This window comes from Streptomyces sp. bgisy130, assembly GCF_057708345.1.
This window is the reverse complement of sequence record NZ_JBYISA010000023.1, coordinates 41,317-56,409: the sequence shown is the minus strand read 5'-3', so window position 1 is coordinate 56,409 and position 15,093 is coordinate 41,317. Positions and strand designations below refer to the sequence as shown.

General features: G+C 73.5%; 13 protein-coding genes. All 13 read right to left on the bottom strand.

From position 1 onward, the window contains the following. Nucleotides 1-113: 113 nt before the first annotated feature. On the bottom strand, nucleotides 114-977 hold the full coding sequence (gene htpX / locus AC3EUV_RS25945) for a zinc metalloprotease HtpX (RefSeq protein WP_435604011.1): 864 nt from the start codon (nucleotides 975-977) through the stop codon (nucleotides 114-116). A 229-nt stretch (nucleotides 978-1,206) separates the two neighbouring features. Then, nucleotides 1,207-2,748, bottom strand: a complete 1,542-nt coding sequence (locus AC3EUV_RS25940; protein ID WP_432143861.1) for an NADH-quinone oxidoreductase subunit N — start codon at nucleotides 2,746-2,748, stop codon at nucleotides 1,207-1,209. After that, nucleotides 2,748-4,367, bottom strand: a complete 1,620-nt coding sequence (locus AC3EUV_RS25935; protein WP_435604021.1) for a complex I subunit 4 family protein — start codon at nucleotides 4,365-4,367, stop codon at nucleotides 2,748-2,750. The genes AC3EUV_RS25940 and AC3EUV_RS25935 overlap by 1 nt, the downstream gene beginning before the upstream one ends. Before the next feature lie 113 nt (nucleotides 4,368-4,480). After that, nucleotides 4,481-6,478, bottom strand: coding sequence for an NADH-quinone oxidoreductase subunit 5 family protein (locus AC3EUV_RS25930; RefSeq protein ID WP_435604010.1), 1,998 nt, complete (start codon nucleotides 6,476-6,478; stop codon nucleotides 4,481-4,483). Further along, nucleotides 6,475-6,837 (bottom strand): NADH-quinone oxidoreductase subunit NuoK, encoded by a 363-nt coding sequence (gene nuoK, locus AC3EUV_RS25925; protein ID WP_435604009.1) that lies wholly within the window; start codon nucleotides 6,835-6,837, stop codon nucleotides 6,475-6,477. The genes AC3EUV_RS25930 and nuoK overlap by 4 nt, the downstream gene beginning before the upstream one ends. Continuing rightward, entirely contained in the window at nucleotides 6,837-7,451 is a 615-nt protein-coding gene (locus AC3EUV_RS25920; RefSeq protein ID WP_435604008.1) for an NADH-quinone oxidoreductase subunit J family protein, read from the bottom strand. The genes nuoK and AC3EUV_RS25920 overlap by 1 nt, the downstream gene beginning before the upstream one ends. Then, a complete protein-coding gene (locus AC3EUV_RS25915) occupies nucleotides 7,448-8,053 on the bottom strand; it encodes a NuoI/complex I 23 kDa subunit family protein (protein ID WP_432143857.1) in 606 nt (201 codons plus the stop codon). The genes AC3EUV_RS25920 and AC3EUV_RS25915 overlap by 4 nt, the downstream gene beginning before the upstream one ends. Beyond that, nucleotides 8,050-9,018, bottom strand: coding sequence for a complex I subunit 1/NuoH family protein (locus AC3EUV_RS25910; RefSeq protein ID WP_387240580.1), 969 nt, complete (start codon nucleotides 9,016-9,018; stop codon nucleotides 8,050-8,052). The genes AC3EUV_RS25915 and AC3EUV_RS25910 overlap by 4 nt, the downstream gene beginning before the upstream one ends. After that, entirely contained in the window at nucleotides 9,015-10,313 is a 1,299-nt protein-coding gene (locus AC3EUV_RS25905; protein WP_432143856.1) for an NADH-quinone oxidoreductase subunit C, read from the bottom strand. Before AC3EUV_RS25905 ends, AC3EUV_RS25910 begins: the two co-directional genes overlap by 4 nt. Continuing rightward, nucleotides 10,310-10,966, bottom strand: coding sequence for an NADH-quinone oxidoreductase subunit B (locus AC3EUV_RS25900; RefSeq protein ID WP_042155791.1), 657 nt, complete (start codon nucleotides 10,964-10,966; stop codon nucleotides 10,310-10,312). The genes AC3EUV_RS25905 and AC3EUV_RS25900 overlap by 4 nt, the downstream gene beginning before the upstream one ends. Beyond that, nucleotides 10,957-11,358 carry an NADH-quinone oxidoreductase subunit A gene (locus tag AC3EUV_RS25895; protein ID WP_211117368.1) on the bottom strand — a complete coding sequence of 134 codons (402 nt, stop codon included), beginning with the start codon at nucleotides 11,356-11,358 and terminating at the stop codon, nucleotides 10,957-10,959. The genes AC3EUV_RS25900 and AC3EUV_RS25895 overlap by 10 nt, the downstream gene beginning before the upstream one ends. A 248-nt stretch (nucleotides 11,359-11,606) precedes the next feature. Then, nucleotides 11,607-13,136, bottom strand: a complete 1,530-nt coding sequence (locus AC3EUV_RS25890; RefSeq protein WP_435604007.1) for a MinD/ParA family ATP-binding protein — start codon at nucleotides 13,134-13,136, stop codon at nucleotides 11,607-11,609. Between the two features lie 710 nt (nucleotides 13,137-13,846). Next, on the bottom strand, nucleotides 13,847-14,968 hold the full coding sequence (locus AC3EUV_RS25885; protein WP_432143854.1) for a ubiquitin family protein: 1,122 nt from the start codon (nucleotides 14,966-14,968) through the stop codon (nucleotides 13,847-13,849). Nucleotides 14,969-15,093 lie beyond the last annotated feature (125 nt).

The following is a 15,093-nucleotide window of genomic DNA, read 5'->3' as shown; positions in this document are numbered from 1 at the left end:
CGGAGAACGTCACTGCCGGGCAAGACGCCCTGGGCCGGGTGAAGCGTTGCGTTGCGTTCATCATGCGGCGGGTGGCAGGCGGCGGCCACCGCTCCCCCGCGGGCCCTGGTCCGTCAGGGGCGATGGCCCGCCATCCGCTCCAGACGGGCGATGCGCTCGCGCATCGGGGGGTGGGTGGAGAACAGCCGGGTCATGCCCTCGCCCGCCCGGAACGGATTGGCGATCATCATGTGGCCGGCGGTCTCCAGCCGCGGCTCGGGCGGGAGCGGAAGCTGCTGAGTGCCCGCCTCCAGCTTGCGCAGGGCGGAGGCCAGGGCCAGCGGGTCGCCCGTGAGCTGGGCGCCCGAGGCGTCCGCCTGGTACTCACGGGAGCGGCTGACGGCGAGCTGAATGAGCCCGGCCGCGACCGGCCCCAGGATCATGATCAGCAGCATGCCCAGGAGGCCGGGGCCCTCGTCGTCGTCGGAGCGGCCTATGGGAATCAGCCAGGCGAAGTTGACGAGGAACATCACGACGGAGGCGAGCGCGCCCGCGACCGAGGAGATGAGGATGTCGCGGTTGTAGACATGGCTGAGCTCATGGCCGAGGACGCCGCGCAGCTCGCGCTCGTCGAGCAGCTGGAGGATGCCGTCGGTGCAGCAGACCGCGGCGTTGCGGGGGTTGCGGCCGGTGGCGAAAGCGTTGGGCGCCTGGGTCGGGGAGATGTACAGGCGCGGCATGGGCCGGCGGGCCGTCGTGGAGAGCTCGCGGACCATGCGGTAGAGCCGGGGGGCCTCGAACTCGCTGACCGGGCGGGCGCGCATGGCCCGCAGGGCGAGTTTGTCGCTGTTCCAGTACGCGTAGGCGTTGGTGCCCAGGGCGACGACGACGGCGATGATCAGGCCCGTACGGCCGAACAGGCTGCCGATGACGATGATGAGGGCGGACAGTCCCCCGAGGAGTACGGCGGTCCTGAGCCCGTTGTGCCGGCGGTGCACGGTACGCCCTCCAAGCGGTGCGGCAGGGGAACCCTGTGCTCGTTTCTCCACTGTCCAGTGGATCCTTACTCACTGGTCAACGCGAGATGAACGAGCCTGGTTCCCCGGTGCGCGCGCGGCGGGCCGGGCGGGGCCCCAAGCCGCGCCCGGTGGGGCCCGCCGCCGTACGGGATGCCTGGGGGCCGCTCCGGGCCGTCGGAGCCTGCTCCGGAGCGAGCGGGCCTGCCGGTTAGAGCAGCGCCCCGGACGCGAAGCGCAGGACGAGCTGCGGGGCGCCGGAGAGGGCGATGCCCAGGACGGTGGCCAGGGCGATGGCGGTGGCGAGGGGGGCCGGGATCCCGGCGCGGGGCGGCCGCTGCTCCGCCGGGGCGGTCCCGGGTACGGCTTCGGCGGCCTCGGCTCCCCGGAAGAGGATCGTGGTCCACTTCAGGTAGTAGTAGAGCGCGATCACGACATTGATCGCCATGATTACCGCGAGCCAGGCCAGGCCCGCGTCGACGGCCACCGAGAAGACCGTGACCTTGGCAAACAGGCCGATGATGCCCGGCGGCAGACCGGCCAGGCACAGCAGGAAGAAGCCCAGGGCGAGCGCGGCCAGCGGACGGCGGGCGTACAGGCCCCGGTAGTCGGTGATGCGGTTGGCGGGGCTCGTACGGGCCACCAGGGCGGCGACGGCGAAGGCGCCGAGGTTCACGGCCGCGTACATCAGGGCGTAGGCGACGGTGGAGCCGATGGCGTGCGCCGGGTCGCTGATGTAGCCGGCCGCCGCGATCGGCACCAGGAGGTAGCCGGCCTGGCCGACCGACGACCAGGCGAGCAGGCGTACGGCGCTGTGCGCGCGGCGGGGGTTCTGACGGACGGCCGCGACATTGCCGACGGTCATGGTCAGGGCGGCGAGGACGGCCAGCGCCGGGCCCCAGACGTCCGCGTACGACGGGAAGCCCTGGACGGTCACGAGGATCAGGCCGGAGAAGCCGACGGCCTTGCCGACCACGGAGAGATAGCCGGCGATGGGCAGCGGCGCGCCGACGTAGGTGTCCGGCACCCAGAAGTGGAACGGGGCGGCGGCCGTCTTGAAGGCGAAGCCGACCAGGGTGAGCGCGACGCCGGCGCTCGCCAGCGTGGCCAGCCGCGGGTCGGGCAGCGCGGTGAGGGCGTGCGCCACCCGGGAGAGGTGCAGGCTGCCGGTGGCCGCGTACAGGAAGCTCACGCCGAGCAGCATCACGGCGGTGGCGGCCACCGAGGACAGGAAGAACTTCAGCGCCGCCTCGGAGGAGAGCCGGTCGCCGCGCCGCAGCCCGACGAGGGCGAAGGCGGGCAGCGAGGCCACTTCGAGGGCGATGACGAGGGTGGCCAGGTCCCGGGAGGCGGGCAGCAGGGCGGCGCCGGCCGCCGAGGAGAGCAGCAGGAACCAGTACTCCCCGGTGGGCAGGTCCTGGTCCTTGATGAGGTCGATGGACAGCAGGGCGGTCAGCAGCGCCCCGCCGAGCACCAGGAACTGGATGACCAGGGTGAACGGGTCGGCCACATAGCTGCACACGTCGGGGTGGGCGGGCAGGCAGAAGGTGCGGCGGCCGCCGCCCAGGAGGGGCAGCAGGAGGAGCGCGGACACCGCGAGGCCCGCCGTGGCGATCCAGCCCAGCAGCGGCTTCCGGGCCGCCGGGAGGAAGAGGTCGGCAACGAGCACCACCAGGGCGACGGCCGCGGTGAGCGTGGGCGGCGCGAGGGCGAGCCAGTCGACGGACTGGACCAGGGGCGTGATCGAGCTCATCACTTACCGCCTCCGAGGAGCTGCTGGACGGCCGGGTCGGTGAGGCCGAGGAGGGCCGCGGGCCACAGTCCGGCAAGGACGGTGAGGACGGCGAGGGGGGACCAGGCCGCGTATTCGTAGCGCGCGATGTCGGGGACGGCGGGGGCCGGTGCGGGCTGTCCGGACGGGTCCTCGCCGGCCGGGTCGGCGGTGCCGAGCGGGGCGGTCGGGGCGAGGTGCGGGGTGCCGCCCATGCAGACGCGGCGGACGACGAGCAGCAGATAGGCGGCGGTCAGCAGGGTGCCGAGGCCGGCCAGCACCATGAACGTCAGGAAGGCGGGGCGGCTGAGGCCGGCGGCCGGCTGGAAGGCGCCGAACATGGCCAGCATCTCGCCCCAGAACCCGGCGAGTCCGGGGAGGCCCAGGGAGGCGACGGCGCCGAAGGCGAGCAGGCCGCCGAAGCGGGGTGCCTTGCCGTAGAGGGCGGCGCCGGTGGTCCCGGCCAGGGCGTCGAGGTCGGTGGTTCCGGTGCGGTCCTTGAGGGCGCCGACCAGGAAGAAGAGCAGGCCGGTGATCAGGCCGTGCGCGATGTTGGCGAACAGCGCGCCGTTGACGCCGGTGGGGGTCATGCTGGCGATGCCGAGCAGGACGAAGCCCATGTGGCCGACGGAGCTGTAGGCGATCAGACGCTTGAGGTCGCCCTTGGCGCCCTTGCGTACGAGGGCGAGGCAGGCGAGCGAGCCGTAGATGATGCCGATGGCGGCCAGCGCGGCGAGGTACGGCGCGAAGGTCTGCATGCCCTCGGGGGTGATGGGCAGCGCGATCCGTACGAAGCCGTAGGTGCCCATCTTCAGCAGCACGCCGGCCAGCAGCACCGAGCCGACGGTGGGGGCGGCGGTGTGCGCGTCGGGCAGCCAGCTGTGCAGCGGCCACATCGGGGACTTGACGGCCAGTCCGATGCCGACGGCGAGCACCGCCAGCAGTTGAACGGTGTGGCTGAGCTGGGCATTCGGGCCGTTGTCAGTGGCGAGTGCCACCATGTCGAAGGTGCCGGATTTCACGCCGATGAGGAGGAGGCCGAGCAGCATCACGACGGAGCCGAGCAGCGTGTAGAGGATGAACTTCCAGGCCGCCGCCTGCTTTCCCGCCCCGCCCCAGCGGGCGATGAGGAAGTACATCGGGATGAGGACCATCTCGAAGGCGAGGAAGAAGAGCATCAGGTCGAGGACGGCGAAGGTGGCGAGGGTGCCGGCCTCAAGAGTGAGCAGCAGGGCCACAAATGCCTTGGGAGACGGGCCCGTTGGCATGTGGAAGTAGCTGTAGAGCGCGCAGAGGAAGGTCAGCAGCGCGGTCAGGACGACGAGGGGGAGCGAGATGCCGTCGACGCCGAGGTGGATGCGGATGTCGAGCGCCGGGATCCAGCTGATGTCGGTGGTGGCCTGCATACGGGCCGGGTGTTCGTGGTCGAAGCCGGCCGTCAGCGCGATCGCGGCGGCGAGCACGACACCGGTGACGGTCACGCCGTGGCGCAGTACGGCCTGGTCGGGGTTCTTGCCGCGCAGGCCGGGCGGGGCGGGGAGCAGGGCGGCGAGCGCGCCGACGAGGGGGAGGACGACGACGGCCGCGAGGAGAAGCTGCATAGCGGTGTGATTCACGGGTCAGGCCCTCCTGCGGGGTTCGGCTCCGGCGAGGCAGGCCACGAAGGGTGTCGGCCGGGGGTGCGGGGGCCGGCCCCCGAGGGTTGGCAGCACGGTCAGGCCCCCGTGCCCGTGGCGACGAGGACGGCGGCGACGGCCAGGACGAGCGAGCCCGCGAGCAGTGCGCCGAGGTAGGTCTGCACGTTCCCGGTCTGGGCGCGGCGGACGGCGGCGCCCAGCCACCGGGGGGTGGCGGCGGCGCCGCTGACGTAGGTGTCGACGACCTCGCGGTCCAGGAAGCGGACGAGCGTGGCGGCGGCGCGTACGGGCCGGACGAACAGCACGGAGTAGACGGCGTCGAGGTGGAAGCCGACGGCGGCATGGGGCTGGAGCGGGCCGAGGAGGAGGCGGCCGGGGTCGGCCGGGTCCGGGGCGCCGGCGATGCTGCCGTAGACCGGGGCGTGGGTGGCGATGGCCGTCTCCTCGGCGAGCCCGGGCGAGGCGTCCGGGTCGGTGACGACCGCGCCGAGGGGGGTGCGGGCGGCCAGGGCGGTGGTGTGGCGCCAGGCCGCGTAGGTGACCAGGCCGCCGACGAGGGCGACACCGGTGCCCAGGACGGAGGTGGTCAGGGTCGGCGCGAGCGAACGCCCGTCGAACCAGTCGGGCAGGAGGGGGGCGGCGAGGCCGAGCGCGACGGTCGGGAGGAAGAGCACCCACAGCACGGCGTTCATGACGACCGGCTGCGGGCCGTGGTCGGGGGCCTCGACGCCGGAGCCCTTGAAGGTCAGCAGCCACAGGCGGGTGGCGTAGGCCGCGGTGAGGAGGGCGGTGAGCAGTCCGGAGACCAGGACGGTCCAGCCGGCCGCGCCGGGGATGCCGTGCGCCGCACCGGTGGCGGCGTGCTCGGCGGCGCCCAGGACGGCTTCCTTGGAGAAGAAGCCGGCGAACGGGGGGATCGCGGCGAGCGCGAGCAGCGCGACGGTGACGGTCCAGTAGGCGTCCGGGATGCGCCGGGCCAGGCCGCTCATCCGGGACATGGCGGCCAGCGAGTTGGTGCCCGCGGCGTGGATGATCACGCCCGCGCCGAGGAAGAGGAGGGCCTTGAACGCACCGTGCGAGATGAGGTGGAAGACGGCGGCGCCGCGGTCGCCGACGGCCAGCGCGCCGAGCATGTAGCCGAGCTGCCCGACCGTCGAATAGGCCAGGACGCGCTTGATGTCGTCCTGGGCCAGTGCGGCCAGACCGGAGCCGACCATGGTGACCGCGGCCATGACGGCCATCACCACCAGCGCGGCCGCGGAGGCGGCGAAGACGGGGAGGAGCCGGGCCACGACATAGATACCGGCCGCCACCATCGTCGCGGCGTGGATCAGCGCCGAGACGGGCGTCGGGCCGGCCATCGCGTCCGGGAGCCAGGTGTGCAGCGGGAACTGCGCCGACTTGCCCGCGACACCGGCGAGCAGCAGCAGCGCGATCAGCGTCGGATGGTCCAGGCCGCCGCTGGCGACGGTGCCGAGGATGCCGGTGATGCGGAAGGTTCCGGCGTCGGCGGCCAGCGCGAAGATGCCGAAGAGGAAGGGGACATCGCCGAGCTTGGTGACGAGGAAGGCCTTGAGGGAGGCGGCGCGGGCGGCCTCGGTCTCCCAGTAGTGGCCGACGAGGAAGTAGGAGCAGATGCCCATGACTTCCCAGCCGACCAGCAGCAGCATCAGGTCGCCGGTGTAGACGACCAGCAGCATCGCGGAGGTAAAGAGCGAGACCAGCGCGGCGTAGGAGGGGTAGCGCGGATCGTCGCGCAGATAGCCGGTGGAGTAGATCTGCACACAGGTCGCCACGACACCGACCACCACAGCGATCAGCACGGCGAAGCCGTCGAGGTGCAGGGCCAGGTCGATGGGGATCGAGCCGGTCGGCGTGAGCTCGGTGGCGACGTCGGTGGCCGGGCCGGTGCCCTGCCCGACGGCGACGAGCACCGTGAGCACGGCGGCGGCCAGCGTCGGCAGCACGGCCAGCGGCCGCACGAAGCCGGGCGCCCGGCGGCCCAGCAGAAGACCGGCGGCGGCCCCGAGGAAGGGCAGGAGAGGAACGAGAACGGCAGTGGTCGTGAGGGTCACGCGGCGGCCTCCGCCGTGGTGTCCGGCTGCGGCTCCCCGTCCCCGGCGCCCGCCTGCTCGGCGAGGTCACGGAGCCGGTCGATGTCGGAGCTGCCGCGGTTGCGGTAGACGAGCAGCACGATCGCCAGCCCGATGCCGATCTCGGCGGCGGCGATGGCGATGGTGAAGAGGGTGAGCGCCTGGCCGGTGTGCAGGGTGTCGCGCAGCCAGACGTCGAAGGCGACGAGGTTGAGGTTGACGGCGTTGAGCATCAGCTCGACCGACATCAGCACCAGGATCGCGTTGCGGCGCGCGAGCACGCCGTACAGCCCGGTGCAGAAGAGGAGGACGGCGAGGACGGCCGGGTAGACAAGATGCATCAGCGCTGCTCCTCTCGCGGGGCGGGATCGCGGGAGGCGCCGGTCTTGAGGTCCGCCGCCGCGGCCCTGCCCTCCCCCGTCCTGCGGGACAGCACGATCGCCCCGACGAGCGCGGCGAGCAGCAGCACGGACAGCGCCTCGAAGGGCAGCACCCAGTACTGGAAGAGGCTGCGCCCGGAGGCTTCGGTGGAGCCCTGGGCGGCGCCCTCGAAGCTGATCCAGGTGGCGCGGAAGGCGTCCACGACGACCCAGACCAGGGCGGCGGCCGAGGCGAGGGCCACCGCGAGCGCGGCCCAGCGGTTGCCCGAATCGGCGTCCGGGGAGCGGCCGATGGGCGCCTTGGTGAGCATCAGCCCGAAGAGCAGCAGGACCACGACCGAACCGACGTAGATCAGTACCTGCACCCAGGCGATGAACTCGGCCGTGAGCAGGAGGTATTCGACGGCGATCCCGCCGAGGGCGACGACCAGCCAGAGGGCGGCGTGCACCAGCTGCCTGGTGGTGACGGTGATGACGGCCGCGCCGAGGGTGGCGATGCCGACGAGGACGAAGGCGACCTCGACGCCCGTGGGCGAGAGGAAGCCCTGGCCGGCTGCGGTGGCGGCGAGCGTCACTGTCCCTCCCCTGGGGCGTCCGGTCGGTCCTGGTCCTCACCCTGGGCCGCGGCTTCGGCCTGAGCCTCGGCCTCGACCTGCTGCTGGGCGGCGAGCTTGTCCGCGGCCTTGTGGGCGGCGGCGAGTTCCTTGGGCTCCTCGGCCGCCGGGTCGAGCGCCGGGGGCTCGGGCACCGTCCACATCCACTCGCGGAGCTTGTCGCGCTCATGGGTCAGCTCACGGATGTCCGTCTCGGCGTACTCGAACTCCGGCGACCAGAAGAGCGCGTCGAAGGGGCAGACCTCGATGCAGATACCGCAGTACATGCACAGCGCGAAGTCGATCGCGAAGCGGTCCAGCACATTGCGGCTGCGCTCGCGGCCTCCGGGGGCGGCCGGCGGCACCGTCTCCTTGTGGGAGTCGATGTAGATGCACCAGTCCGGGCACTCACGGGCGCACAGCATGCAGACCGTGCAGTTCTCCTCGAACAGCCCGATGACGCCGCGGGTACGGGGCGGGAGGTCGGGCTGGACGTCCGGGTATTGCGCGGTGACCGATCGTTTCGTCATCGTCCGCAGGGTGACGGCCAGCCCCTTGGCGAGGCCGGAACCGGGGAAGCTCATGACGAGATCACCACCTTGACGACGCCGGTGAGGGCGATCTGGGCGAGGGCGAGCGGGATGAGGACCGTCCAGGCGAGCTTCTGCAACTGGTCCTCGCGCAGCCGCGGATAGGTCACCCGCAGCCAGATGACGCCGAAGGCGAGGATCACGGTCTTCAGCAGCGTCCACAGCCAGCCCAGGCCGTCGGCGCCGAACGGGCCGTGCCAGCCGCCCAGGAAGAGCACGGAGGTCAGCGCGCAGAGAACGACGATGCCCGCGTACTCGGCGAGGAGGAAGAGGGCGAAGCGCAGTCCGGTGTACTCGGTGTACGCACCGAAGATGATCTCCGAGTCGGCGACCGGCATGTCGAACGGCGGCCGCTGGAGCTCGGCGAGCCCGGCGGTGAAGAAGACCACGCCGCCGACGATCTGCCACGGCACCCACCACCAGTGGAACGCCTCGATGATGCCGGGCAGCGAGAGCGTGCCGGCCGCCATCGCGACGGAGGCCGCGGCGAGCAGCATCGGCAGCTCGTACGCCAGCAGCTGCGCGGCCGTCCGCAGACCGCCGAGCAGCGAGAACTTGTTCGCCGAGGCCCAGCCCGCCATCAGCGAGCCGAGCACCCCGACGCCCATGACGGCGAGGACGAAGAAGATCCCCGCGTCCAGGGCCTGGCCCACGGCGTTGTGCGGGCCTATCGGGATGGCGACCAGGACCAGGAGGTACGGCAGCAGCGCGACGGCGGGCGCGAGCTGGAAGATCCGCCGGTCGGCACCGGCCGGCACGATGTCTTCCTTCTGCGCGAACTTCACACCGTCGGCGACGAGCTGCGCCCAGCCGTGGAACCCGCCCGCGTACATCGGTCCGAGCCGGCCCTGCATATGGGCCATGACCTTGTGCTCGGTCTGCCCGATGACCAGGGGAAAGACCAGAAAGACGGCGAAGACGGCGAGCAGGCGCAGCGCGATGTCGAGAGCGTCGCTCATGGGGTGTCGCCTCCTGCCGGGTCCTGGGGGGTGGGGGGCTGGTCCTGGGGGGACGTGGGTTTCGGCTCCTGGGGGGCCGTCGGCTCCGGGGCGGGCTCCGCTTCCGGCTTCTCCGGTTGGGGCTTCGCTTCCGGCTCGGGCTTCTGCCCGGGCTCCGCCGTCCGCTCCGGCTCGTCGAAGGCCGGGCGGGCGTGGTGCCAGGGGGCGTCGGAGGAGCGCGGGGGCGCGGGCTTCTCGGGAGTTGTGGGGGTCGGGGCGTCCTGAGCCGGGGCGTCCTTGGCCGGGGTGTCCTTCGTCGACGTGTCCTGGGCCGGGACGTCCTTGGCCGGTGTCTCCTTTGCCGGGGCGTCCTTCGCCGGGCTTCCGGCGGCCGGGGCCGCCGCGGTCTCCGCCGTCTCCGCCGCAGCGGTCTCCGCCGCCGCTCGCTGCTGGCCGGCCGAACCCTCGCTCACCGAACGGGTACGGCGGGCCGGGCGCTCGGGCCGTTCGGCACCGGCCGGGGCCGCCGGGGTTCCGGTCCCCTCGGCCGCCGCCTGCTGGCCGGCCGAACCCGCGGCCGCCGTACGGGTACGCCGTGCCGGACGCTCGCCCGCGGCGCCGCCGGCCGCCCGCGCACCCCGCGCCGGACGTGCGGGTGCGGGCGGCAACTGGCCCTTCAGCGGGCCCCACTCGTTCGGGTCCGGGACGCCCGGGGGCAGCATCTGGCGCCGCTTGGGCCCGCCGTGCTCGGACTCGCCCGGCTCCTTGGCGCCGGGCCACGCCTTGGCGACCCGCGCCGCCAGCACGAAGTCCTTGCGCAGCGGGTGCCCTTCGAAGTTCTCCGGGAGCAGCAGCGGTACGAGGTGCGGGTGGCCGGTGAAGTCGACCCCGAACATCTCGTGGGTCTCCCGCTCGTGCCAGCCCGCGCCCGCGTACACACCGACGGCAGTGGGCAGCGCGGCCGCGTCGTGCGGCACGGTCGTCCGCACGATCAGCCGGTGGACGGTACCGGGGTGCGCCACCTCCGCGAGGTGGGCACAGATCCGGAAGCCGGTGCCGGGCTCGTCGACGGCGCTCAGCCAGTCGAAGAAGCTGCACCCCAGGGTGTCGCGGGCGGCGGTCAGCGCGGTGAGCCAGCCGTCCACGGGGACGTCGACGGTCAGCAGCTCGTACGCCAGCTCCGCGGTGGCCCCGGGGCCGAAGATCTCGCTCGCCGGGCCGGGCAGCCAGCCCACGACGGGCTCGGCCGGGGGCTGCTCGGGGGTCTCCGGCTGCTGCTCGGCGGTTTCCGGCTGCTGCTCGGGCTGCTCGGTCATCGGGGCTCCTCCCCCGCCGGCTTCGGCGCATCCGCCGGCTGCGGCGCGGGCGGAGTGACGAGGCCGCTGCGCAGCGCGGCCGCCGAGGGCCGGGCGGCGCCGCCCTTCGCGTACCGCTCCCCCAGCGATTCGCGCGCGATCTTCTCCTGGAGCTTGAGGATGCCCTGGAGCAGCGCCTCCGGACGCGGCGGGCAGCCCGGGACGTACACATCCACCGGAATGATCTGGTCGACGCCCTTGGTGACGGAGTACGAGTCCCAGTAGGGGCCACCGCAGTTGGAGCAGGCCCCGAAGGAGATGACGTACTTCGGCTCCGGCATCTGCTCGTAGAGCCGCTTCACCGCGGGCGCCATCTTGTCGGTGACGGTGCCGGAGACGACCATCAGGTCGGCCTGGCGGGGGCCGGGCGCGAACGGGATCACGCCGAGCCGGATGAAGTCGTGGCGCGCCATGGACGCGGCGATGAACTCGATGGCACAGCAGGCCAGGCCGAAGTTGAAGACCCAGAGGCTGTAGCGGCGGCCCCAGTTGAGGACCACCTTCATCGGTTCGGGCGCGAGCCGCGCGAGGGTGCCCAGGCGCCGCGGCTCCGGCAGGAACTCGGGGGCGGCGCCCGCGGCCGCGGCGCCGTTGGAGGCGGGGGTCACGTCCATTCCAGGACGCCCTTCTTCCATGCGTAGAGCAGGCCGACGGTGAGGAAGCCGAGGAAGATGAACATCTCCACCAGCGTCACGCCGCCGAAACCGGGGGCGGCGAAGATCGTTGCCCAGGGGAACAGGAAGATCGAGTCAACGGCGAAGATGACGTAGAGGAAGGCGTAGACGTAGTAGCGGACCTGGGTGTGCGCCCAGCCCTCACCGACCGGATCCACACCGCACTCATACGTCAGCAGTTTCTCCGGCGTCGGTACCACGGGCCGCAGCAGCCGCCCGGCACCGAAGGCCACGGCGACGAAGAGCACACCGATCACGGCGATGAGCCCGACGACCGAGTAGCCCTGGAAGTAGTCCGCGGCGACGGTGGTGCGTACGGTCGCGTCCGGCACGTCCGCCCCTCGCTCCCTGACTGTGATTGTTCAACGACTTCGACGATCTGTACGGACCGGAGTCTAGGCCCTGCCCCGGCCCCGGTGAGCAGCCGCATCATCGCGGCCGGTGGGGTTGTCCCCACTTCGCCCTTCCTGGGTGGCCGGCAGCGTAGACAGAGGGCCCGGTTGTCTCAGAACCTGTCTCACGGACCGGACGGAGGATGGGGCGGAAGGTGGGGCGGAGACGGTCCGGGGAGGGCCGGGCGTCATCCGTGGACCGGCCCTCCCGGGACCGGGCCTCCGTCGAACGGGCTGCGCAGGTCCGGAGCGGTGGGGGCGCCGGTGGATTCCGGGCCGGCGGCCTGCTGGGGCGCCACCGGCATCGTCGGCAGGGGCTGAGACGGCGGCTGCGACGGGGACGGGGGCGGGGAAGGCGGCTGGGAAGGCAGCTGGGTAGGGGCGGCCTGTGCCTGGGGGTGGGGCGGGGGCTGGTGCGGGGCGGGCGCCGGGGGCGTGGCCTGGGGCGGGTAGTACGGGGGAGCCGGTTGGGGCTGGTGTGGGGGCTGGGCGTGCGGACCGGCCTGGGGCTGGGGAACGGCGTGCGGTTGCGACTGCGGGCCGGCCTGGACGTGCGGGCCGGGCTGGGCATGCGGACCGGGCTGGGCATGCGGTCCGGCCTGGGGCTGCGACTGCGACTGCGGGCCGGCCTGGGGCTGCGTCTGTGGCTGCGGACCGGCCTGGGGCTGAGCTCGGTCTTGGGGACCGGGGTGCCCCTGGGAGCGCTGTGGCTGCTGGGGCTCCTCGGGGACCGTCGCCTGTCCGGGGACGTACACCGGTGGCTGTCCCGGCCGGTGGACCGTCGTCTGCCGTTGCTGCTGCCGCCGGCCCGGTTCCCGCGAGACCGCACGGTCCATCACTTCGGCCGCGATCCGCGCCGCCGCCTCCCTCGTGCGTTCGCCGAGCAGCTCCGTACGGATGGCGCCGCCGGCCGCCAGATGCCTGTCGTAGGGCAGCGGCAGCACCGCCGCACCCCCGGCACCGAGGTGTTCGGCGGCCCGGCGGACGTCGACGCCGCTGTCGGGTGAGGTGTGGGTGAGCACGACGACCGTGGTGGGCAGCAGGCCGGAGTGCAGCCCGCCGACCCAGTCCAGTACGGCGCGGGTGGCGGCCACGCCCTCCGGGGTCGCCGGGGTCGCCACCACTCGCGCCTGGGTGGTCACCAGCGCGGTGCGCGCCACTTCGGCGGGCAGCGTCTCGCAGTCCACGACGGTGGCCGCGAAGTGCCGGCGCAGTGAGGTCATCACCACGCGGTAGGTGTCGAGGTCCAGCCGGGTGCCGATGGCGCCCTGGCTCCCGGGCAGCAGCCAGCCGCCGCCCGCGAACGGGAGGAGATAGCCGGTCAGATCCGTGATCAGCATCGACGGCTCGACGATCTGCGCCAGATCGCTGCCCGACCACCGCACCTCGCGGGCGCCGAGCCGGTGCGGCAGCGTGCCGAGCGCCGGATCGGCCTCGACGGCGAGCACCGGGTCGGAGCGGTAGTGCGCGTAGGTGAGCGCGAGCAGGGCGGCGAGGGTGGACTTGCCGGCGCCGCCCCGGATGCTGGACACGGCGATCTGCCGGCCCGTGGCCACGGGCTGCTGGATGGCGTGCGCGGCCTGCGTGACCGCGGCCGTTTCGGCGGCCGGGGACGAGGCGAAGACCCGGCGCAGCGCGCGGCCCGCACGCCGGGCCGCGGGGTCGCCGCGACGTGGCCGGGGCTGCCCGTCGGCCAGCTCCGGCGGCAGCAGGGGCACCGAGAGCGGCGTCCGGGCCGGCAGCCCGGCCCGGCCGTAGCGACCGGGAGCGGGCGCGGGGGCGGGGGCTCCGGGGGCCGGTGCTCCAGGGGCGGGCGCTCCTGGTGCGGGTCCTCCTGGTGCGGGTCCTCCTGGTGCGGGTCCTCCTGGTGCGGGGTGCGCGGAAGCCGGCGGGGTGGGTGACGAGGGGCCGGGCGACGTCGCGGCCGGGCCGGACGGCTGGACCGGAGCGGAGGGCATCGCCGGAGCGGCCGACGGCGTCATCCCGGCCGAATACATCGCCGGAGCGGCCGGCGACGTCAGCCCAGCCGTAGGCATCGCCGGAGAAGACATAGGCTCGGCGTGCCCCGTCGCCCCACCCGGAGGCATCGACGTGCTCAGCGGCATCGGACCGGCCCCGGGCATGCCCGCGGGCGCCCCTGGAACCCCCGGCGTTCCCGGCGCCCCCGGGGCGGACCCCTGCCCCGCCGGACCGCCGCCCGACCCGCTCATCGCCCCCGGCTCAGTCATCGCTCCCGCCTCGCCCGTCATACCCCACTCGCCGCTCTCGCCCGTATTTCCCGCCGCGCTCAACTCCCTTGCCGTAGAGGCCCCAGGAGCCGGATTCATCGCCTGCACCGCGTCCACACCCCCTCCCCCGTCCGCTCCCGATCCCTCTTGCTCCGGGTTGCGCTCCGCCGATGACATGTCCCCTCCACCGCCTCTCCCGGTCAGGATGCGCCGAACAGCAGGCCGTAGAGCCCGAAAGCCCCGAGGGTGACCGGGATCAGCGCCACTACGGTCACCGACTCGGCATGGTCCAGCCACCGCCGCAGCCGGGCGAGCGAGGGCTCCGGGATCCGCACCGCGAGCAGCGCGGCCGGCAGCACCGCCAGCAGGCCCAGCACGACCAGCGCGGGCGCCGCCGCCCCGCCTTCGGCGGCCCAGAGCAGCACCAGCCGTACGCCGACCGCCAGACCGGCCGCCAGCAGCGCGACGACCTCCACCGCCAGCGGATACGCCCGGGCCCGTGAGCACAGCACGATGCACAGCAGCAGCGCGGCGAGCACGGTCCAGAGGCCGGGTGTCTGCACCTCGAGCACCCCGGCCGCTCCGGCCGAGGCCGCCGCGACCGTGGTGGCCGGGGCCAGCTCCCGGTGGGTGGCGCCCAGCGCGCCCGCCACCTGGTGCCGGCTGACCGGCGTACCGCCGGAGCGCAGATCGTCGAGCCGGGTCAGACCGGCGCCCCGTAGTGCGAGGCGCGGCAGCTGGCCCAGAACCAGGACAGAGACGAAACCGAGCACAACTCCCGTACGTGCGGGGGTGGTCAGCGCCAGGCCCAGCTCCCAGGCGCCCACCGCGAGCGCGAGCGACGCGGCACCGGTCAGGCCGCCGCGCCCCAGCCCCGTACAGAGCCCGAGGAGCGCGAGCACGGCCGCCACGGTGAGTCCGACGGCGGCGAGCCGGGCGGCGCCGTCCGGGGTCGCCTGCCAGGCCGCGGCCACGCCGAGCACCCCGCCGAGCAGCAACAGGGCGGCTCCCGGGGCGTGCTGCCCGTGCCGCGCGGCGAGCGCGCCGACGGCCGCACCCGCGACGGTGACAAGGACGGCGGCGGCACCCAGCCAGAGGGCCGCGTCCCCGTTCCCGTACCAGCTGCCCGCGCAGGCCCCGGTGACCGCCGCGAGCAGCACACTCGCCGTCACCGCCGTCCAGGCCCGGCTCCGCTCGCCCCATCCCCAGCCGCGGACCTCAAGAGGGGAGGCCACCGCGTCGGCGAGGTCCCGTGTGGCGGACTCCGGCCGGTCCGCGACGTCATCCGGCTTCAGCAACTGGCCGTCGTAACCCCGCGCCATGGCACCTCGCCCCTCCCGTTGTGCATCGCCACACCTTACGGTCCCGTCGGCGCGCCGTGTCCACCACGCCGATATCGGGACAGGCACCGCGCCCCGGCCCGGCACACCCACCTTGACCTGCGCCG